Genomic DNA, 21,043 nt, shown 5'->3' with positions numbered 1-21,043 from the left:
TAATTTTTAGTGGTGGTGATAGACACCCAGACGCTTTAGGGTTGAATTCAACCATAGAGGGTAATAACTACCATGCTGCGTGAAAGCCTGGCGGCCGACCTGATTGTCGAGTTGCCCAATGCTGTGCGGTTGCAACGACTGGTCCAGACCCTGCGCGAGTACTTCAACAGTGGCGCCGTGGGATTGCTGCGTCTGGATGATGACAGCCTGAGGCCGGTCGCGACGGTGGGGCTGGTGCATGAAGCGTTGGGCCGCCGGTTTGTCATCGCCCAGCATCCGCGGCTGGCGGCGATCATGGCGTCGCGCGAAACCACCTGGTTCGAGCCCGACAGTCGCCTGCCGGATCCCTATGACGGCTTGCTCGACGACCACGTCGGCGAACCGCTGCCGGTGCACGACTGCATGGGCGTGAGCCTGTATGTGGAGGGGCGGATCTGGGGCGCGATCACTCTCGATGCGCTGCACGCCGGGACCTTCGACAGCCGTGCGCGGGAAGAACTCAAACGCTGTACCTTGCAGATCGAAGCCGCCGTGCGAGTCACCCGGCTTGAGCAGGAAAACCGCAGTCTGCGCTTGTCCCGCAGCGATATTCAAGACGTGCGCAGGCCGGCTGATGAAGGCGAAATCCTCGGGCAGAGTGAGGTGCTGCATCAGTTGCTCAATGAACTGGACGTACTGGCCGATTCCGAGTTGCCGGTGTTGCTGCTGGGCGAGACCGGCGTCGGCAAGGAGCTGTTCGCAAGGCGCTTGCATCGTCTGTCGCGCCGCAGTCATAAGCCTCTGGTGCAGGTCAACTGCGCCGCCTTGCCAGAGTCGCTGGCAGAGAGTGAATTGTTCGGCCATGTCAAAGGCGCATTTTCCGGCGCCACCAGTGACCGTGCCGGACGTTTCGATGCGGCCAACGGTGGCACGCTGTTTCTCGACGAAGTCGGTGAATTGCCATTGGCCGTGCAAGCGAAGTTGCTGCGCACCCTGCAGAACGGCGAGATCCAGCGCCTCGGCGCCGACAAGCCGTTGCATGTCGATGTGCGAATCATCGCCGCGACCAACCGGCACCTGCCGGACAGCATCCGCGACGGCTTGTTTCGGGCCGATCTGTATCACCGGCTCTCGGTGTACCCGGTGCCGATTCCGCCGCTGCGCGAGCGGGGTAACGATGTGTTGATGCTGGCCGGGCATTTCCTTGAACTCAATCGGGCGCGGCTCGGTCTGCGCGGTTTGCGTCTGTCGCCGGCGGCCGAGCGAGCGCTGCTGACTTACAGCTGGCCGGGCAACGTGCGCGAGCTGGAGCATGTGATCAGCCGAGCCGCGTTGAAGCAGCTCAGTCGCGGCACAAGTCGTGCCCTGATCATGACGCTGGAACCCGAGATTCTGGACCTCGACAGTGCCATGGACGGGCAGGGCGCGGTCGTCGAAAGTCCCCTGGACGTGACGGCTGATGAGCCATTCCTGCCCCTGGGTGAAGCGGTCGACGATTACCAGCGCAAGAAAATTCTCCAGGCCTTGAGCCTGTCCGGGGAAAACTGGGCCAGCGCTGCGCGGATTCTGGAAGTCGATCCCAGCAACCTGCACAAACTGGCTCGGCGTCTGCGCCTCAAATAAGGCTGGGCATGCTCAGTGTTGATGGTGGTCAAGGTGCTGTTGCGCAGTGCATAGCACACTGGGCAGAACCTTTTTCGAGATCACCGTCATGCCCCTTTCCCTGGCACAGATGCGCCGCAACTACACCCTTTTTGGCCTGCAAGACGAGTCGGCGCTGGACGACCCGATGGCGATGTTCCGGCAATGGATGCAGCTGGCCCGCGACACCGAGCGCGCGCCTGTCGAAGCCAACAGCATGGTGTTGGCAACGGTCGACAGTGAAGGGCGCCCGCACTGCCGGGTCCTGCTGCTCAAGGGCTTGAGCGATGACGGCTTCACCTTTTTCGGCAATTATCAGAGTGACAAAGGCCAGCAACTGGCCGCCAACCCGCATGCCGCCATGACCTTTTTCTGGCCGGGACTGGAGCGTCAGGTGCGTATCGAAGGCCAGGTCACCAGGCTCGACCCGACGCTGTCGGATGCGTACTTCGATTCCCGCTCACAGGACAGTCGCCTGGGCGCCTGGGCTTCACCGCAAAGCCGGCCGTTGGTCAATCGGGCCGAGCTTGAATCGCTGTTGATACAAACCACCCAACGTTTTGCCGGCAAGACCGTGCCGCGGCCCGAACATTGGGGCGGCTACTGCTTGCACCCTGAGCGTCTGGAATTCTGGCAAGGCCGTGCCGACCGCTTGCATGACCGTCTCGATTACCGTTTGCGCGATGGCGTATGGCAACGCAACCGCTTGGCGCCTTGAACGCTCTTTGATTCTGTGGAGGTACCTCCTTGGAGGAATAGGCTCGCTTGCCATTCCGGTTCAGGCTTTGGGCCATACCTCATCTACGGGAAGGCTTGGATATGGCCCATCTGGCGCAACGCACCTTTGAACCCTTGAACATTGCCGTGCTGACCATCAGCGATACGCGCACCTTTGACACCGACACCTCGGGGCAGACTCTGACGGATTTACTGCAAACGGCCGGGCATGTATTGATCGATCGTGATCTGGTCAAGGACGACATTTATCAGATCCGCGCCAAGGTTTCCCACTGGATCGCCGATCCTCAGGTTCAAGTGATACTGATGACCGGCGGCACCGGCTTCACCGCGCGCGACAACACTCCGCAAGCGGTTTTGCCATTGCTGGACAAACACGTGGAAGGCTTCGGTGAACTGTTCCGTCAGGTGTCCCTAGTGGAAATCGGCATGTCCAGTCTGCAATCCCGGGCGTTGGCCGGGATGAGCAACGGCGTGCTGGTGTGCTGCGTTCCGGGTTCGCCGGGCGCGTGTCGAACCGCCTGGAACCAGATCCTGCTCGAACAATTGGACAGCCGCACCGGCCCGTGCAATTTCGCCCCGCATTTGAAACCGCAAGGGCAACGGGTCACCGACGCCTGCGAGACCCGCTCATGACTGGCCGGGTGTGCGACCTCGGCCATCTGATGCCGGTGGACGAGGCCATCAGCCGTCTGCTGGATCAGGCACCGCCGCCGCCCCTGGCGCAAAAGATCGGACTGGATCAAGCCTTGGGGCGGGTTCTGGCGGCGGACATTCATTCCCCTGTCAACCTGCCGGCCTGGGACAACAGTGCCATGGACGGTTACGCCCTCAGGGCCGCTGACCTGCCACCGGACGGCGGCTGTTTGTCGATTGGTGGACGAATTGCGGCGGGTGATCCGGCGTGTTCCCCCTTGCTCGCGCAGCAGGCGGTACAGATTTTTACCGGCGCGCCATTGCCGCCGGGTGCCGACACGGTGGTGCCGCAGGAGCGCTGCCGGATCGATGGCGAGCGTGTCTGGTTTCCGCCCGTAAGCGCTGGCGATCACGTGCGCAAGGAAGGCGAGGAGGTTCGCCGGGGAGACCTGTTGCTCCAGGCCGGTAAACGCCTGCGTGCGCAAGAAGTGGGGTTGCTGGCCGGCGCTGGTATCGCGCGGGTCGAGGTTTATCGACCGTTGCAGGTGTGCTTGCTCAGCAGCGGCAATGAACTGCGTGAGCCGGGCGATCCATTGGCGCCGGGGCAGATTTACAACAGCAATCGTTACTGCCTCGCGGCGTTGTTGAGTGGCTGGGGCGTCGAGGTGCACGACTATGGCGTCATGGCCGATGAGTTGGCGGCCAGCCGGCATGCCTTGAGCCTGGCGTCCTCGGAATGCGACCTGCTGTTGAGTTCCGGTGGCGTCTCGGTGGGCGAGGAAGATCACCTTAAACAGGCCATCGAGGAACTCGGTAGCCTGGATTTCTGGCGGCTGGCCATTCAGCCGGGTAAACCGCTGGCGTTTGGCGAAGTGGCCGGCAAACCCTGGATCGGCATGCCGGGCAATCCTTCGGCAGCGCTGATTACCGCGTTGGTGGTGGTGCGTCCGTTCCTGCTCAGGGCCCAGGGCGTGAAAGACGTGTTGCCGGTGCCAATGGCCGTGCCCGCCGGGTTCGACTGGTTGCAGCGCAACAAGCGTCGGCAGTACCTGCGGGCAAGACTCACTCCCGACGCTAACGGCCAGTTGAGTGTGGAACTGCACCCTCAGCAAAGCTCGGCGATGTTGACTGCCGCGTGTTGGGCCGACGGGTTGGCGGTGATCGAGTGCGAGCAGCAAGTGCTCAAGCACGACAACGTGATGTTCCTGTCCTTCGCCGACCTGATGCATTGATGGCAATTGATTGCCGTCAAGGCTCTGTCTGCCGGTCTCGCTAGACTGGCAGCGCCTTTTTCGATCGCTGCGCCACAGGCATCGATGGAGGATCGAGACGCGTTTTTCCATGAGGATTACCCATGCAACTGGTCTGCCCGGCAGGGAACCTGCCTGCGCTAAAAGCGGCAGTGCGCCAAGGCGCCGATGCCGTCTATGTCGGTTTTCGCGATGACACCAATGCCCGGCATTTTGCGGGGCTGAACATGGACGATAAACAGTTCGACGCAGCGGTCGCTCACATCCGCCAGCATCAACGCAAACTCTACGTCGCGGTCAACACCTACCCGCAACCCAAGGGCTGGGAACGCTGGCAGCGAGCGGTTGATCGTGCCGCCGATTTCGGCGTGGATGCGCTGATCGCCGCCGACCCCGGCGTGCTCAACTACGCCAGCCAGCGGCATCCGCAATTGGCGTTACACCTGTCGGTCCAGGGCTCGGCAACCCATGCCGCGGCGCTGGAGTTTTATGCGCAGCGCTACGGGATTCGTCGCGCGGTGCTGCCGCGGGTGTTGTCGTTGGCGCAGGTGCGCCAGGTCGCCGCGAGCAGCCCGGTGCCCATCGAAGTCTTTGGCTTCGGCAGCTTGTGCATCATGGCCGAAGGGCGTTGCCATCTGTCTTCCTACATCACCGGCGAGTCGCCCAACCTCTGCGGTGTCTGTTCGCCAGCCAAAGCGGTGCGCTGGAGCGACGACGCGGAAGGTTTGAGCGCACGGCTCAGTGAAGTGCTGATCGACCGTTACACCCCTGACGAACCGGCCGGTTACCCAACCCTGTGCAAAGGCCGTTTCCTGGTCGGCGGCAAGCGTTTTCATGCGCTGGAAGAACCCACCAGCCTCGACACCCTGGATTTGCTGCCGGAATTGACGGCCATCGGCGTCGAGGCGGTCAAAATCGAGGGCCGGCAACGCAGCCCGGCCTATGTCGAACAAGTCACCCGCGTCTGGCGCGCGGCACTGGATGCCCATCGCGGCTCACCGGGCAGTTTTCGGGTCAAGGAAGAATGGCGCCGGGTGCTGGCCGGTTTGTCCGAAGGCAGCCAGACCACCCTGGGTGCATATCATCGATCATGGCAATGAGGGAGGCGACATGAAGCTCAGCCTTGGACCGGTCCTGTTTTATTGGGACAAAGAGCAACTCAGCAACTTTTACGCCGAGATGTCGGCCTTGCCCCTGGATGTGATTTATCTGGGGGAAACCGTGTGTTCGAAACGCCGGGCCTTTTCACTGGATCAATGGCTGGGTCTGGGGCGCGAGTTGCAGGAATGCAGCCAGGCACAACTGGTGATCTCCAGCCTGACGCTGATCGAAGCGGCCTCCGAGCTCTCCAGCCTGCGGCGGCTCTGCGACAACGGCCAATTGCTGGTTGAGGCCAACGACATGGGCGCGGTGCAGTTTCTGGCCGAGCGCAAGTTGCCGTTCGTGGGCGGCCCGGCGCTCAACCTGTACAACGGTCATACGCTGGCGCAACTGCTGGACTGCGGGATGACCCGTTGGGTGCCGCCGGTGGAATGCTCGGCGGCGCTGATTGGCGATGTGCTCGATCAAGTGCGCGAACTGGGCCGTGAGGTGCCGGAAGTCGAGATCTTTGCCTACGGACATTTGCCGTTGGCCTATTCCGCGCGCTGCTTCACCGCTCGGGCGGAAAACAAGCCCAAGGACGACTGCCAGTTTTGCTGCATCAACTACCCCGACGGTCTGCCGCTGACCAGTCAGGAGGGGCAGGCGCTGTTCACCATTAACGGTATACAAACGATGTCGGCCGAGGTGACCAATCTGCTGGCGGATTACACCGGGCTGGTGGCCTGTGGCGCCGACTTGTTGCGTCTGAGCCCTCGCGCTCAGGGCATGGCCGAGGTCATTGCCGCCTATCAACGGGTTCGGCTGGGCGAGACACCGCCGCTGTTCGTCGACGGTTGTAACGGCTACTGGCATGGCCAGGCCGGCATGTTGCGCGTCGAGGGGGTCGGCCTGTGTTGAACCGTAAAAAGTGGTTGTTGAAAGGCGCCGACCGGTTATTGCCGCTGGTGCGCCGGGTGCCTTTTGCGGTGCAGCGCCTGGCGTTGCAGCAGGCGCTGAATCGTTGCCTTGCCGAGCCGTTACGCGATGGTGAATTTGAAGTGTTGCGTGGGCGTTGGTTGTGTCTGCGGATCCCGGACCTGGGTTTGTCCTGGTTCCTGACGCTGACCCGTGAAGGGTTGCGAATTGCTGAACACGCCACGGCGCATGTGACCATTAGCGGTAACTGGCGAGAGTTTTTATTGCTGGCGAGTCGTCAGGAGGATCCGGATACGTTGTTCTTTCGCAGGCGTTTGGTGATTGAGGGTGATACGGAGTTGGGGTTGGCGTTGAAGAACCTGATCGACAGTCTGGATCCTGATGTGTTGCCGGTGTGGTTGTGGCGCAATCTGGAGCGGGCGGGGAAGGGGTTGGCGGCCGGTTAGCCGAGCTGTGTTTTTGGTTGGGGTACATATCCGTTGCTGCGGTAACGGCGACTTAGGGTTCCGCCCTGACGGCGGGTCACTTGGAAAAGCGCCAAGTAACCAAACGCTCTTGCCCCTGACGTACGGTGCCTCGCTGTGGCTCGGCATGCCCTCGCTCCGGTCCTGCTCCGTGGGCCCGCCGCCATCGGCCATCCATGGCCGGGGGCGGCTACCGCGGCATCCTTGCCGCGGTGCCCACTGCGCAGAACCTGCGCTCGGCCTTCCGACGGGGCAGATCAGGATCAAGATCACGATCAAAAGCCAAAGCGGGGCGGCCTGATAGCCGACCTGATGTCTGTCAAGGTCATCGGCGGTGGACACCTATGTCATGCCCGCCAAAAATCCAACTGTGGGAGCGAGCCTGCTCGCGAAGGCGGACTTACATTCAACATTGATGTCGACTGACAGGGCCTCATCGCGAGCAGGCTCGCTCCCACAGGGGAATGCGTACGCTTGAAGAGACAGGCCGGCTATCAGGCCGCCTCGCTTTTGCGGTGCACGCCCCCTCGAGAGGCCGAGTGGAGGTTCTGCGTAGTGGGCAACCCGGCATGGATGCCGGGTTAGCCGCCCCCGGCCATGGATGGCCGATGGCGGCGGGCCCACGGAGCAGGACCGGAGCGAGGGCATGGCGAGCCTAGGCGAGCCACCGAACGACAGGGGCAAAAGCGCTTTGGTTACTTTCGCGCTTTTCGAAAGTGACCCGCCGTAAGGGCGGAACCCTAAGCCGCCGTTACCGCAGAAATGGATATGTACTGAGCCAAAAGACGCCATCGCGAGCAGGCTCGCTCCCACATTTGATCTGCGTTGCCCTCAAACCATCAGTTCAGAGGCGTGATTCTGCCGAGCATCACTGGCAATCAACTGCTTGATCCCTTCAAACAACTCATCCCCCTGCGCCTCCGTGCAGTCCTCACCATAGCGCTTGCGCAACCCGTAATGGCTAAGAATCAAATGCACATCCGCGTGCAGACCATGCTGCTTCAGGCAGTTTTCAACGCATTGCAACGGGCAACCGTCCAGCGCAAAAATCCGCCGTCCCGAGCGTGCCTTGTTGACCAGCGCCGCCACATGCCCGCCGACCCCGACGATGCAGGACATTTCAGCCGATCCGCTGCGATCAAGCCGCACGGCCAGGGCGTTGGCCAGTTGGGCGACGTTGGAGCAGCCTGAGCAGGCGTAAATCAGGGGCAAGGTTGAACGGGACATGAGCGTTCTCCATGGATGGACTTCTTCAGTGTGCAAGGCCGGTGGCGTTGCGCATTGACTGCGGTCAATTCCGTCTATTGGAACGCCGCGAGATCCTCTTCGGCGAGGATACTGATACTGCGGCGTTCCATCGCGATCAGGCCGCTGTCCACCAGGCGGTGCAAGATCCGCGAAAAGGTTTCCGGCTGGATGCCCAGCTTCGAGGCCACCAGGCGTTTGGACACCTGCAAGACAATCAAACCGCTGACCGGGTTGCGTTCCTGGAACAGGAAATTGATCACCCGCCGGCTCGCACTGGCCATGGTCAAGGTGTCGATGTCGCGCAGACGCAGATGCAGGTGCACGCTCATGCTCGCCAGGATCGCCAGGCAGACTTTCGGCTGGTCTTCCAGGGCGTTGCGGTAATGGCTGCCCTCGATACTCACCAGCACGCTGTCCTTCAGCGCCGTGGCGCTCACCGGGTAAAGACGGGCCTGGCTGAACAGCAAGGCTTCGGCAAACGTCTGGCCGGGCTGAATGATCTCCACCAGGTTTTCCTGACCTTCGCCGGTAAGCCGGTACAACTTGATCTGGCCGCTGACCAGCAGGAAAAAACGCTTGGCCGGATCGCCTTGGTGCATGAGCGTGCTGTGGCAACTCAGGCGCTTGAGCATCGCCAGGCCGCAGACTTCCTCGAAGATTTTCTCCGGCAGTTGGCTGAACAGATGATGACGACGCAACGTTAAAACGATGGAAGGGTGGGTCAGCATGGCGTACCTCCGCTGACGCTCATAGTAGAGAGCGCCGGCCGGATGACCTATGCCTCTGCCGGCCTACCTCCAAAGAGGCACGCCCCTCAGCCCGCATTGCGCAGATGCTCCATGGCCCACACCGCCGCCTCGACCCGTGAGCGCAAACCGAGTTTGTGCAGCAGGTTTTTCACATGAACCTTGACCGTGCCTTCGGTGATGCCCAGCTTGTGCCCGATGACTTTGTTGCTGAAGCCGCTGGCGATGGTTTTCAGCACCTGACGTTCACGCTCGGTCAGTTCCACCACGGTCTGGCGCTGCGGTGAGCGCAGCGCCTGGGCCATGACTTGGGTCAGCCCCGGGCTGATCACCAATTCGCCGTTCAAGGCATTGCGGATGTACTGAATCAGCAGTTCGGGTTCCATGTCCTTGAGCAGATAGCCGTCGGCATCCAGACGCAATGCGTCGCGAATATCGTCTTCGGCATCCGAGACCGTGAACAGCAGCACCTTGCCGGTGTAGTGCATCGCCCGTAATTGGCGCAGGGTTTCAATGCCATTCATCTGCGGCATGTTGTTATCGAGCAACACCAGATCCGGTTGCAGCGGCTCGATCAGACTGAGTGCTTCTTCGCCGTTGTTGGCTTCACCGACGATCAGGAAATCATCTTCGAGTTCGAGCATCTGGCGGATGCCGTGACGCATCATCGGATGGTCGTCGACCAACAGGATGGTGTGTTGCAGGGACGGGTTCATGTGACGCTACCTTCTGTTTGCTGCCCGAGAAACTCCGGTTGGAATTCCAGTTGGACGCGGGTGCCTTGCGGCGCCCTGGAGACTATTTCGAGTTGACCGCGCAAGCTGCGGGCCCGCTCATCCATGATTTTCAGGCCGTGGTGTTCGCGTTGGTCGACGTTGCCGCTGAAGCCACGCCCGTCGTCTTCGACGATGAGCCTGACGGTTTCACCGTCCTGACGCAGTTGCAGCCAGGCGTTCTGCGCATGGGCGTGGCGCAAACAATTGGAGAGCGCCTCGCGAGTGATCTGCAAGATGTGGATTTGCTCGCTGGCCGATAACTGAAAGGCCAGCGCGTCGACGTGCAGGTGCACCTGAAATTCCCCGCGGCGGGAAAACTCCTCGGCGGTGTCCTTGAGCTCTTGCACCAGTCCCGCATCGTGAATCTGCAAGCGAAAGGTGGTCAGCAACTCGCGTAACTGGCGGTAGGCATTGTTCAGCCCTTCGCGCAGTTCGGCGGTGACGTTTTCCAGGGTTTCGACCGTTTCGCCACGACGCATCAGGGTTTGCAGGCGGCTGACTTGCAGCTTCATGTAGGACAGGGCCTGGGCCAGTGAGTCATGCAACTCGCGAGCAATGATCGTGCGTTCGTCGAGCAACAGCAGGCGATGATCCTGTTCCCGTTGACGCTTGAGCGACAGCGAGGTGCCGATCAGGTTGGCCAGGGCCTGGATCAGTTGGGTTTCCCAGGCTTGGGTCGGATGTCCGTCGACAAAATGCGCCTTGAGTTCGCCCAGTTCACTGCCCTGATTGCTGATGCTGAACGTTTGTGGACTGGCTTTATGGTGCTTCTGGCACGTGGCGCAGTCGCTGCTGGCGCAGACTTCCCGGATGTTCGCGCCGTGGAGGGCGAGCAACTGCTGGGCCGGTGCCTGCATTTGTCCTTGCAGGCACAGCGACAGGCGTAAGCCGGGCAAGCGTTGCTGGAAACGCCGGATCAACTCATCCAGGCCTTCGGCATTGGCCAGGCGTGTGGCCAGGCTTCGACTGCTTTGGTACAGCAACTCGAGGGCGGCATTGGCTTGTTGCAGGTTCAGGGTTTTTTGCTGGACCTGACTCTCAAGGGTGCGATGCGAGTCTTCGATCGTCTCGGCCATGGCGTTGAAACTCATGGCCAACTGGCCCAGTTCGTCCTGGGATTGATGGTTGACCCGCACCTTGAAATCGCCGCGACGAAAGCGCTGGGTGGCGTCCACCAACTCTTTCAAGGGCATGACGACCCCGTACTGCAATTCGTAGAGTCCAATCAGCAGGACGAACAGGGTGGTGAACAAGGCCAGGCCCTGGATCACCTGTTGCCAGCCTTGCTTTTGTTCGCTTTGGCGCTGCAACAGGTTGACGAACTGGTTCAGTTGTTCAACGAAGGGCAGGGCCTGGACCTGAAAATAGGCGGCATCGCCGCGCTCCAGTGCCGGGCGCAAATCCTCGTTCCAGTGTTGCTGAATTTGCCCGTAGCTGATTTGCAGCGCGGTGGTCGGGCCATCTTCCAGCACTGCCTTGAGTGACTGGCTGTTGAGGCGGGTTTGCAGGCTGTCGCTGATGGCGATGATTTCTTCGCCGGTTGCACCTGCCGCCAGTTTCCAGCTCAGGTGGTAAGTCTCCATGCGCACCGAGCCTGCAGTGTTGATGGCGGCCGCATCGCCTTGGCTGAACCAGGCGATCAGTCCGGCGCTCAACGAACTGGCGAGGGCGAGCACGGCGATCAGGATCACCGCCAGCCCGGCGCGAGCGGGCAGGGAGCTGCGCAACCAGCGGATCATTAGCGCAGGTCCCGGAAGAAATCAGGAAAACAGAGCATGTGCAGTTCCAGGATGGGGTTTTGCCGCCGATCCCGGGCGCGCTACCTCTAAAGAGTTGTCGACTGATCCTTGTCAGCAAAAACCTTGGTGGAAAACCTTAAGACGCTGATAAACCGCCGGTTTTAGGGTTTTCCTGTACTACCTCCTTAGAGGTAGACCGCACAAGCATAGGCCTATGCCCCCTAGGGCTTCGTTGACATGGATCAAGTTTTTGCGGGGTTGGCCTCTCTAGTCTGCCGCCATGGCTAACTGACTGGAGAGCATTGTGAACCAACCGCATGTACGACAAGGCTTGGTGCTGGGCATGAGCACACTGGCCTTCACTGTCTGTTTCATGGTCTGGATGATGTTTGCCGTGCTCGGGGTGCCGATCAAGGACCTTCTCCAGCTCAACGAAACCCAGTTCGGCCTGTTGGCCGCGACCCCGGTGCTGACCGGCTCGCTGGTGCGGTTGCCGCTGGGTCTGCTGACCGACCGCTTTGGCGGGCGCAGCGTGTTCTTCCTGTTGATGCTGGCCTGCGTGGCGCCGCTGTACCTGATCAGTCACGCAACCGCCTACTGGCAGTTCCTGGTGCTGGGCTTGTTCGTCGGCCTGGCCGGCGGCTCGTTCTCGGTCGGGATTGCCTACGTCGCCAAATGGTTCGACAAGGAGAATCAGGGCTTTGCGATGGGCATCTTCGGCGCCGGTAACGCCGGGGCTGCGGTGACCAAATTTCTCGCCCCGGCGCTGATCGCTGCCGGCAGCTGGCAGTTGGTGCCGAAAGTCTTCAGCGCGATCCTCTTTATTACGGCGCTGTTGTTCTGGTTCTTCAGCGCCGAAAACAAGGACCACCGCAGTGCCACCGGCGCCACCTTGCGTGAGCAATTGAGCTCGCTGAAGGACCCGGCGGTGTGGCGCTACTGCCAGTACTACTCGATCGTCTTCGGAGGTTATGTCGCCCTCGCGCTGTGGATGACCAAGTACTACGTGCAGGAATACGGTTTCAGCCTGCAAAGCGCGGCGCTGTTGGCGGCCTGTTTTTCCCTGCCCGGTGGCGTGCTGCGTGCGGTCGGCGGCTGGATGTCGGATCGCTGGGGTGCGCAAAGCGTGACCTGGTGGGTGTTGTGGGTTAGCTGGGTCTGCCTGTTCCTGCTCTCGTATCCCCAGACCCAACTGCAAGTGCAAACGGTCAACGGTCCGGTGGATTTCCACATCGGCCTCAATCCCGCGCTGTTCACCGTGCTGCTGTTCGTCATGGGCATCGCCTTCGCTTTCGGCAAGGCCTCGGTCTTCAAATACATCGCCAACGACTACCCGAAAAACATGGGCGCGGTGTCCGGCATCGTCGGCCTCGCCGGTGGCCTGGGCGGTTTCGTGCTGCCGATCTTGTTCGGCGCCCTGGTGGACCTCACCGGCGTGCGCTCTTCCTGCTTCATGTTGATGTACGGCGTGGTCTGGGTCTCCCTCACCTGGATGTACTTCAGCGAAATACGCAAAAGCGCGGTGCTGGGTAAAGCGCCGCTGCTGACCCCGTCCCCGATTTCCAGCATTGCCCTAGGAGAAGAACATGTCCGTTCTGCAAAAGCCTGACAAAGGCCCGGTCATTCATGACTGGCGCCCCGAGGACCCAGCATTCTGGGGACGTAGCGGCAAACAGACCGCCACGCGCAACTTGTGGATTTCCATTCCTGCGCTGCTGCTGGCCTTTGCGGTGTGGATGGTCTGGAGCACGGTGATCGTGCGTCTGAACGCCATCGGTTTCGCCTTCACCACTGACCAGCTGTTCTGGCTAGCGGCGTTGCCGGGGCTGTCCGGGGCGACCTTGCGCGTCTTCTATTCCTTTATGGTGCCGATCTTCGGTGGCCGTCGCTGGACGGCCCTGAGCACCGCGTCACTGTTGTTGCCCTCGATCTGGATGGGCTTCGCCGTGCAGGACCCGAGCACCTCCTACAGCGTGTTCGTGTTGATTGCCTTGCTCTGCGGTTTTGGTGGCGGCAACTTTGCCTCGAGCATGTCCAACATCAGTTTCTTCTATCCCAAGTCGCAGCAGGGCACAGCCCTTGGCCTCAACGCCGGGCTGGGGAACCTGGGCGTCTCGGTGATGCAGTTCTGTGTGCCGCTGGTGATTACCTTCGGTGTGTTCGGCTTCATGGGCGGCTCGCCGCAAGCAATGCCGGACGGTGGTCAGTTGTGGCTGCAGAACGCTGGTTTCATCTGGGTGCCATTCATTGTCCTGGTGACGGTGCTGGCCTGGTTCGGCATGAATGACCTGTCCAGTGCCCGCGCTTCGTTCAGCGAGCAGGCGGTCATCTTCAAACGCAAACACAACTGGCTGATGTGCTGGTTGTACCTGGCGACTTTCGGTTCGTTCATCGGTTTCTCCGCCGCGTTTCCGCTGCTGATCAAAACCTCTTTCCCTGATGTCATCGCCTTGAAATTCGCCTTCCTCGGCCCGTTGGTGGGTGCGCTGGTGCGTCCATTGGGCGGCTGGCTGGCGGACAAGCTCGGCGGCGCGAAAGTGACCTTGTGGAACTTCGTGGCGATGATCGTGATGGTCTTCGGCGTCATGCACTTCCTGCCGCAGAACGGTTTACCCGGCAACTTCTACGGCTATCTCGGCATGTTCATGTTGCTGTTCATTACCACTGGCATCGGCAACGGCTCCACCTTCCGCATGATTCCGGTGATCTTCCGCACCCAGCACGAAAAGGCCTCGGCCGGAAAACCACCCGCCGTGCGCGAACAAGCGCTGAAGAATGCCGGCAAAGAGTCAGCCGCCGTCCTGGGCTTCAGTTCGGCCATGGGCGCCTTCGGTGCGTTCTTCATTCCCAAATCCTTCGGCACTTCGATGGCCCAGACCGGCGGCCCGGAGATGGCCTTCTACATGTTCGTCGGCTTTTACCTGAGCTGCATCGTGGTGACCTGGTGGTGGTACGCGCGCAAAGGCGCCGCGACACCCTGCTGAGTCGAGCCCGAATCCAACCATTGCGTGGGCGGGGCACAGACTCCGCGACAAAGCCTGAGAGGACTACACCGTGAGTCATTTACTGGATCAATTGCGGTTTTTCAATCGCAAGCAAAACGAGTTTTCCGACGGTCATGGCGAGACCCGCAAAGAGTCTCGCGACTGGGAGAACGTTTACCGTTCGCGCTGGCAGTACGACAAGATCGTGCGTTCCACCCACGGGGTGAACTGCACCGGCTCCTGTTCGTGGAAAATCTACGTCAAGAACGGCCTGATCACCTGGGAAACCCAGCAGACCGACTACCCGCGTACCCGTAACGATCTGCCGAACCATGAGCCCCGTGGCTGCCCGCGTGGTGCCAGTTACAGCTGGTACATCTACAGCGCCAACCGGCTCAAGTACCCGAAAATCCGCAAGCCGTTGCTCAAGCTCTGGCGCGATGCGCGGCAAACCATGGCGCCGGTCGAAGCCTGGGCCAGCATCGTCGAGGACAAAGCCAAGGCCGACTCCTATAAAAGCAAGCGCGGCATGGGTGGCTTCATTCGCTCCAACTGGGAGGAAGTCAACGAGATCATCGCTGCCGCCAACGTCTATACGATCAAACAGTACGGCCCTGACCGGATCGTCGGTTTCTCGCCGATTCCAGCCATGTCGATGGTCAGCTATGCCGCAGGCTCGCGTTACCTGTCGCTGATCGGCGGCGCCTGCCTGAGTTTCTACGACTGGTACTGCGACTTGCCACCGGCCTCGCCGATGGTCTGGGGCGAGCAAACCGACGTGCCAGAATCGGCCGACTGGTACAACTCCAACTACATCATCGCCTGGGGCTCCAACGTCCCGCAGACCCGTACCCCCGACGCGCACTTCTTTACCGAAGTCCGTTACAAGGGCACCAAGACAGTCGCGATCACCCCGGACTACTCGGAAGTCGCCAAACTCACCGACCTGTGGCTGAACCCTAAACAAGGCACCGATGCGGCGCTGGCCCAGGCGTTCAACCATGTGATCTTCAAAGAATTCCACCTGGACAAACCGAGCGCCTATTTCACCGACTACGCCAAGCGCTTCACCGATTTGCCGGTGCTGGTGCTGCTCAAGCAAATGGTCGACAAGGCACCAGGCGCCGGTTACCAGCCGGACCGCTTCCTGCGCGCCAGCGACCTGACCGACAACCTCGGCCAGGAAAACAACCCGGAATGGAAAACCATCGCCCTCGATGTCAGCGGCGAACTGGTGTCCCCTCAGGGTTCCATCGGTTATCGCTGGGGCGAGAAGGGCAAGTGGAACATCCTGCCTCGTGAAGGCGGCGAAGGCCGTGAGATCGATCTGAAACTGAGCCTGATCGGCGATGACGTCGCCGAAGTGGCGTTCCCGTATTTTGCCGGCGAGTCCCACGAGCACTTCCAGCACGTGGCCGGCGATGCCGTGCAATACCGCCGCGTGCCAGTGCATAACGTGGTGCTGGCGGACGGCAGCGTGGCCAAAGTCGCCACTGTGTTCGACCTGTCGGCCGCCAACCTGGCCATTGATCGCGGCCTCGGTGGCGAAAACGTCGCCAAGGATTACGACGACGCCTCGGTGCCCGGCACCCCGGCGTGGCAGGAGCAGATCACCGGCGTCAGCCGTGAGAAAGCCATCCAGATTGCCCGTGAGTTCGCCGACAACGCCGACAAGACCAAGGGCCGCTCGATGATCATCGTCGGCGCGGCGATGAACCACTGGTACCACATGGACATGAACTACCGCGGGCTGATCAACATGCTCATGCTCTGCGGGTGTGTCGGTCAGACCGGTGGCGGTTGGGCGCATTACGTCGGTCAGGAAAAACTCCGTCCGCAATGCGGCTGGCTGCCCCTGGCGTTCGGCCTGGACTGGAATCGTCCGCCTCGCCAAATGAACGGCACCAGCTTCTTCTACGCCCACAGTTCGCAATGGCGCCACGAGAAGATGAGCATGCACGACGTGCTCTCGCCGCTGGCCGATAAATCACAATTCCCCGAGCATGCGCTGGACTACAACATCCGCGCCGAACGCGCCGGCTGGTTGCCCAGCGCACCGCAGCTCAACACTAACCCTTTGCACATTTGCCGCGACGCGGCTGCGGCCGGCATGGACCCGAAAGACTACGTGGTCAAGTCGCTGCAGGACGGTTCGCTGCGCTTCTCCTGCGAACAGCCGGACAGCCCGGTCAACTTCCCGCGCAACATGTTCATCTGGCGTTCCAACTTGCTGGGCTCCTCGGGCAAGGGTCACGAGTACATGCTCAAGTACCTGCTGGGCACCAAAAACGGGGTGATGAACGAAGACATCGGCCAGGTCGGCGACTGCAAACCCGAAGAAGCCGAATGGGTGGACGAGGGCGCCATCGGCAAGCTCGATCTGGTCACTACGCTGGACTTCCGCATGTCTTCGACCTGCGTCTATTCCGACATCGTGTTGCCGACCGCAACCTGGTACGAAAAAGACGACATGAACACCTCGGACATGCACCCGTTCATTCACCCGTTGTCGGCCGCCATCGACCCGGCTTGGGAATCGCGCTCCGACTGGGAAATCTACAAAGGCATCGCCAAGGCGTTTTCCAGCATGTCCGAAGGGCATCTGGGCGTTGAAAAGGATCTGGTGACCATCCCGTTGATGCACGACAGCGTCGGCGAACTGGCCCAACCGTTTGGCGGCACCGACTGGAAAAGCGCTGGTGTGGCACCGGAGCCGGGCAAGAACGCGCCGAACCTGCATGTGGTGGAGCGTGACTACCCGAACATCTACAAGCAGTTCTCGTCCCTCGGGCCATTGCTGGAGAAACACGGCAACGGCGGCAAAGGCATCAACTGGAACACCGAAGACGAAGTGAAATTCCTCGGTGAACTCAATCACAAAGAAGGCGATGCCGGCATCAGTCACGGCCGTCCGAAAATCGACACGGCCATCGACGCCGCTGAAGTGATTCTGTCCCTGGCACCGGAAACCAACGGCCAGGTCGCCGTCAAGGCCTGGGCAGCGCTGTCGGAATTCACCGGTATCGACCACAGTCACCTGGCGCTGTCCAAGGCCCACGAGGCGATTCGGTTCCGCGACATTCAGGCACAGCCGCGCAAGATCATTTCCAGCCCGACCTGGTCAGGTCTCGAAGACGATCACGTCAGCTACAACGCCGGCTACACCAACGTTCACGAAGGGATCCCATGGCGCACCATCACCGGTCGCCAGCAGTTCTACCAGGATCACCCGTGGATGCAGGCGTTCGGCGAGCAACTGATGAGTTATCGCCCGCCCGTCAACACTCGCACCATCGAAGGGGTGAAAGGCAAGCGCAGCAACGGCCACAAGGAAATCGTCCTGAACTGGATCACCCCGCACCAGAAGTGGGGCATCCACAGCACCTACAGCGACAACCTGCTGATGCTCACCCTCAGCCGTGGCGGGCCGATTGTCTGGCTCTCGGAGAACGACGCGAAAAGCGCCGGTATCGAGGACAACGACTGGATCGAGTGCTTCAACATCAACGGTGCACTGACCGCCCGAGCGGTGGTCAGCCAACGGGTCAAGGACGGCATGGTGATGATGTACCACGCCCAGGAACGGATCGTGAACGTGCCCGGTTCGGAAACCACCAAGACCCGTGGCGGCCACCACAACTCGGTCACCCGCGTCGTGCTCAAACCGACCCACATGATCGGCGGCTATGCCCAGCAGGCGTACGGTTTCAACTATTACGGCACCGTCGGTTGCAACCGCGATGAGTTTGTCGTGGTGCGCAAAATGTCCAAAGTCGACTGGCTCGATGGTTCAAGTGGCGATGATCTGCCGCGTCCCCTGCCGACCGATATTGAGGAGAACTGAGATGAAGATTCGCTCACAAATCGGCATGGTTCTGAACCTGGACAAATGCATCGGTTGCCACACCTGTTCGATCACCTGCAAAAACGTCTGGACCAGCCGCGAAGGCATGGAATACGCGTGGTTCAACAACGTCGAATCGAAACCCGGGATCGGCTACCCGAAAGAATGGGAAAACCAGGACAAGTGGAAGGGCGGCTGGATCCGCAATGCCAACGGCACGATCAACCCGCGCATCGGCGGTAAATTCCGCGTGTTGGCGAACATTTTCGCCAACCCGGACCTGCCGAGCCTCGACGACTACTACGAACCGTTCGACTTCGATTACCAGCACCTGCACACCGCGCCGCTGGGCGAGCATCAACCCACCGCGCGCCCGCGTTCGCTGATCTCCGGCAAGCGCATGGAGAAAATCGAGTGGGGCCCGAACTGGGAAGAAATCCTCGGCACCGAATTCGCCAAGCGCCGCAAGGACAAGAACTTCGACAAGATCCAGGCGGACATTTACGGCGAGTACGAAAACACCTTCATGATGTATTTGCCGCGCCTGTGCGAGCACTGCCTCAACCCGACGTGCGCAGCGGCTTGCCCGAGCGGGGCGATCTACAAGCGTGAAGAAGACGGCATCGTCCTGATTGACCAGGAGAAATGCCGTGGCTGGCGGATGTGCATCAGTGGCTGCCCGTACAAGAAGATCTATTTCAACTGGAAGAGCGGCAAGTCCGAGAAATGCATCTTCTGCTACCCGCGTATCGAAGCCGGGATGCCGACTGTTTGCGCGGAAACCTGCGTCGGGCGTATCCGTTACCTCGGTGTGCTGCTGTATGACGCCGACCGGATCAGCGAAGTGGCGAGCACCGCCAATGAGCAGGACCTGTACGAGAAACAACTGGAGATCTTCCTCGATCCGAATGATCCGGCGGTGATTCGTCAGGCACTGGAAGACGGGGTACCGCAGTCGGTGATCGATTCAGCCCAACGTTCACCGGTCTACAAAATGGCCGTGGACTGGAAACTCGCACTGCCGCTGCACCCGGAATACCGCACCTTGCCGATGGTTTGGTACGTACCGCCGCTGTCGCCGATCCAGAACGCCGCCACTGCCGGCACCGTGGGTATGAACGGGGTGATCCCGGATGTCGACAGCCTGCGCATTCCACTGAAGTACCTGGCCAACCTGCTGACGGCGGGCGATGAAAAACCGGTCAAGCGTGCGCTTAAACGCTTGCTGGCGATGCGCGCCTACAAACGTTCCGAGCAAGTCGACGGCGTTCAGGACCTGCAAGTGCTGGCGGATGTCGGCCTGAGCGTGGCCCAGGTCGAGGAGATGTATCGCTACCTGGCGATCGCCAACTACGAAGACCGTTTCGTGGTGCCGAGTGCCCACCGTGAAGACGCCATGAGCGATGCCTTCGCCGAGCGTTCCGGGTGCGGCTTCAGTTTCGGCAGCGGTTGCAGCGGCAGTTCCGACACCAACATGTTCGGCGCCAAGAAAGCCAACCGCCGCGACATCCTGAAAACCGTCCAGTTGTGGGAGGAATGAGCATGCAAATTCTCAAAGTGATTTCGCTGCTGCTCGATTACCCGACCGAGACACTCATTAGCGGTCGCGACGAACTGGAGCAAGCGATCATCCAGTCACGGGAAATCAGCCCGACGCAGCGCGGTGCGTTGTTCGAATTGCTCGAGCTGATCTGCGCCAATGACCTGATGGACGGGCAGGAGCACTACGGTGCGCTGTTCGGTCGGGGGCGCTCGCTGTCGCTGCTGTTGTTCGAGCATGTGCACGGCGAATCCCGCGACCGTGGCCAGGCGATGGTCGACATGATGGCGCAATACGAAGAAGCCGGTTTTGCCATCGGCGTCAAAGAGCTGCCCGATTACATCCCGCTGTACCTGGAGTTCCTGTCCACCCGCGAAGACATCGAGGCCCGCGAGGGCCTGGCGGATGTTTCGCACTTGTTGGCCTTGCTCGCGGCACGTCTGGAAGAGCGCGAAAGCGCCTATGCCAGCTGCTTCCGGGCGCTGCTGCAAATTGCCGGGGCCGAGCCGCATCAGGCGGTTGCCGACTTGCGGGCGCAGGTCGCGGCGGAACCTCGCGATGACTCCCTCGAAGCCCTCGACAAGATCTGGGAAGAGGAGGCCGTGGACTTTCTCCAGGCCGAACAGCAGGACCGTTGCAGTGGACTGCCAAGCGCACCGGGCAAGGCTCGGGAAGAAAGCGCGGTGCCGTTGCATTGGGTGGATTTTCAGCATGAAGGGTTGGCCGCCGTGCCAGCCAAGGAGGTAGGCAATGTCTAAATGGAACCTGTTGTTGTTCGGGGTCTATCCCTACGTGGCCTTGGCGATTTGCCTGATTGGCAGTTGGGCGCGCTTCGATCTCTCGCAGTACACCTGGAAGGCGGGCTCCAGCCAGATGCTCAATCAGCGCGGCATGCGCGTGGCGAGCAACTTCTTCCACATCGGTGTGTTGTTCGTGCTGGCCGGACACTTTGTCGGCCTGCTGACCCCAGCGTCGATTTATCACCACGTGATCAGCACTGAGAACAAGCAGTTGCTGGCGATGGTCTCGGGCGGGTTCTTCGGCCTGCTGTGCCTGATCGGCCTGCTGATGCTGGTTAACCGGCGGCTCAGCGACCCTCGGGTTCGTGCCACCTCCAGTCCTTCGGACATCCTGATTCTGCTGGTGCTGCTGGCGCAATTGCTGCTCGGTCTGCTGACCATCGTCGCGTCCACCGGGCACATGGACGGCTCGGTAATGGTGATGCTCGCCGATTGGGCGCAGAACACCGTGCTGTTGCGTCCGGTGGAAGCCGCGGCGGCCATCGCGCCGGTCGGGCTGATCTACAAGTTGCATGTGTTTCTCGGTTTGACCCTGTTTGTGCTGTTCCCCTTCACCCGTCTCGTACACATGATCAGCGCACCGATATGGTACCTGGGGCGTCGTTATCAAATCGTTCGTCAGAAATACTGAGGAGACAA

Annotated in this window: 17 protein-coding genes; 13 read left to right on the top strand and 4 right to left on the bottom strand. The window is 60.8% G+C overall.

The window, feature by feature from the left end; translation table 11 throughout:
- Positions 1-72 precede the first annotated feature (72 nt).
- The 7 genes from norR to QFW87_RS15540 all read left to right on the top strand — a co-directional run bounded on the left by norR (position 73) and on the right by QFW87_RS15540 (position 6,709).
- Positions 73-1,602, top strand: coding sequence for a nitric oxide reductase transcriptional regulator NorR (gene norR / locus QFW87_RS15570; RefSeq protein WP_283184087.1), 1,530 nt, complete (start codon positions 73-75; stop codon positions 1,600-1,602).
- A gap of 88 nt (positions 1,603-1,690) precedes the next feature.
- Positions 1,691-2,338: a pyridoxamine 5'-phosphate oxidase gene (gene pdxH / locus QFW87_RS15565; protein ID WP_283188175.1), complete on the top strand. Its 648-nt coding sequence runs from the start codon at positions 1,691-1,693 to the stop codon at positions 2,336-2,338.
- A gap of 101 nt (positions 2,339-2,439) precedes the next feature.
- On the top strand, positions 2,440-2,994 hold the full coding sequence (gene moaB / locus QFW87_RS15560; protein WP_283184089.1) for a molybdenum cofactor biosynthesis protein B: 555 nt from the start codon (positions 2,440-2,442) through the stop codon (positions 2,992-2,994).
- Positions 2,991-4,226, top strand: a complete 1,236-nt coding sequence (glp, locus tag QFW87_RS15555) for a gephyrin-like molybdotransferase Glp (RefSeq protein WP_283184090.1) — start codon at positions 2,991-2,993, stop codon at positions 4,224-4,226. Before moaB ends, glp begins: the two co-directional genes overlap by 4 nt.
- Positions 4,227-4,348: 122 nt before the next feature.
- Positions 4,349-5,344 carry a peptidase U32 family protein gene (locus QFW87_RS15550; protein ID WP_283184091.1) on the top strand — a complete coding sequence of 332 codons (996 nt, stop codon included), beginning with the start codon at positions 4,349-4,351 and terminating at the stop codon, positions 5,342-5,344.
- 10 nt (positions 5,345-5,354) lie between these two features.
- Positions 5,355-6,245 carry a U32 family peptidase gene (locus tag QFW87_RS15545; RefSeq protein WP_283184092.1) on the top strand — a complete coding sequence of 297 codons (891 nt, stop codon included), beginning with the start codon at positions 5,355-5,357 and terminating at the stop codon, positions 6,243-6,245.
- Entirely contained in the window at positions 6,239-6,709 is a 471-nt protein-coding gene (locus QFW87_RS15540; protein ID WP_283184093.1) for an SCP2 sterol-binding domain-containing protein, read from the top strand. Before QFW87_RS15545 ends, QFW87_RS15540 begins: the two co-directional genes overlap by 7 nt.
- An 849-nt stretch (positions 6,710-7,558) precedes the next feature.
- On the opposite strand, the gene QFW87_RS15535 is transcribed toward QFW87_RS15540, so the two are convergent.
- The 4 genes from QFW87_RS15535 to QFW87_RS15520 form a co-directional block, all read right to left on the bottom strand.
- On the bottom strand, positions 7,559-7,954 hold the full coding sequence (locus tag QFW87_RS15535; protein ID WP_283188174.1) for a putative zinc-binding protein: 396 nt from the start codon (positions 7,952-7,954) through the stop codon (positions 7,559-7,561).
- 74 nt (positions 7,955-8,028) lie between these two features.
- Positions 8,029-8,703: a Crp/Fnr family transcriptional regulator gene (locus tag QFW87_RS15530; protein WP_283188173.1), complete on the bottom strand. Its 675-nt coding sequence runs from the start codon at positions 8,701-8,703 to the stop codon at positions 8,029-8,031.
- An 86-nt stretch (positions 8,704-8,789) separates the two neighbouring features.
- The gene (narL, locus tag QFW87_RS15525) at positions 8,790-9,437 is read right to left on the bottom strand and encodes a two-component system response regulator NarL (RefSeq protein WP_283184096.1); all 648 of its coding nucleotides are present in this window, start codon (positions 9,435-9,437) and stop codon (positions 8,790-8,792) included.
- Positions 9,434-11,236, bottom strand: coding sequence for a HAMP domain-containing protein (locus QFW87_RS15520; protein ID WP_283188172.1), 1,803 nt, complete (start codon positions 11,234-11,236; stop codon positions 9,434-9,436). The genes narL and QFW87_RS15520 overlap by 4 nt, the downstream gene beginning before the upstream one ends.
- Positions 11,237-11,540: 304 nt before the next feature.
- On the opposite strand from QFW87_RS15520, the gene QFW87_RS15515 reads away from it, so the two are divergent.
- The 6 genes from QFW87_RS15515 to narI all read left to right on the top strand — a co-directional run bounded on the left by QFW87_RS15515 (position 11,541) and on the right by narI (position 21,035).
- On the top strand, positions 11,541-12,845 hold the full coding sequence (locus QFW87_RS15515; protein ID WP_283184098.1) for a nitrate/nitrite transporter: 1,305 nt from the start codon (positions 11,541-11,543) through the stop codon (positions 12,843-12,845).
- On the top strand, positions 12,823-14,220 hold the full coding sequence (locus QFW87_RS15510; protein ID WP_283188171.1) for a NarK family nitrate/nitrite MFS transporter: 1,398 nt from the start codon (positions 12,823-12,825) through the stop codon (positions 14,218-14,220). Before QFW87_RS15515 ends, QFW87_RS15510 begins: the two co-directional genes overlap by 23 nt.
- A gap of 70 nt (positions 14,221-14,290) precedes the next feature.
- A complete protein-coding gene (locus QFW87_RS15505) occupies positions 14,291-18,064 on the top strand; it encodes a nitrate reductase subunit alpha (RefSeq protein WP_283188170.1) in 3,774 nt (1,257 codons plus the stop codon).
- Between the two features lies 1 nt (position 18,065).
- Complete coding sequence (gene narH / locus QFW87_RS15500) at positions 18,066-19,604, top strand: nitrate reductase subunit beta (RefSeq protein ID WP_123366640.1); 1,539 nt, start codon at positions 18,066-18,068, stop codon at positions 19,602-19,604.
- A 2-nt stretch (positions 19,605-19,606) separates the two neighbouring features.
- On the top strand, positions 19,607-20,362 hold the full coding sequence (gene narJ, locus QFW87_RS15495; protein ID WP_283188169.1) for a nitrate reductase molybdenum cofactor assembly chaperone: 756 nt from the start codon (positions 19,607-19,609) through the stop codon (positions 20,360-20,362).
- The gene (narI, locus tag QFW87_RS15490) at positions 20,355-21,035 is read left to right on the top strand and encodes a respiratory nitrate reductase subunit gamma (RefSeq protein ID WP_128871529.1); all 681 of its coding nucleotides are present in this window, start codon (positions 20,355-20,357) and stop codon (positions 21,033-21,035) included. Before narJ ends, narI begins: the two co-directional genes overlap by 8 nt.
- The last annotated feature ends 8 nt before the right edge of the window (positions 21,036-21,043 follow it).

Origin of the sequence: Pseudomonas sp. PMCC200344 (assembly GCF_030053095.1) — a bacterium.
GTDB lineage: Bacteria > Pseudomonadota > Gammaproteobacteria > Pseudomonadales > Pseudomonadaceae > Aquipseudomonas > Aquipseudomonas svalbardensis.
Note: the sequence above shows the minus strand (reverse complement) of the source record. Positions and strands in the feature narration are given on the sequence as shown.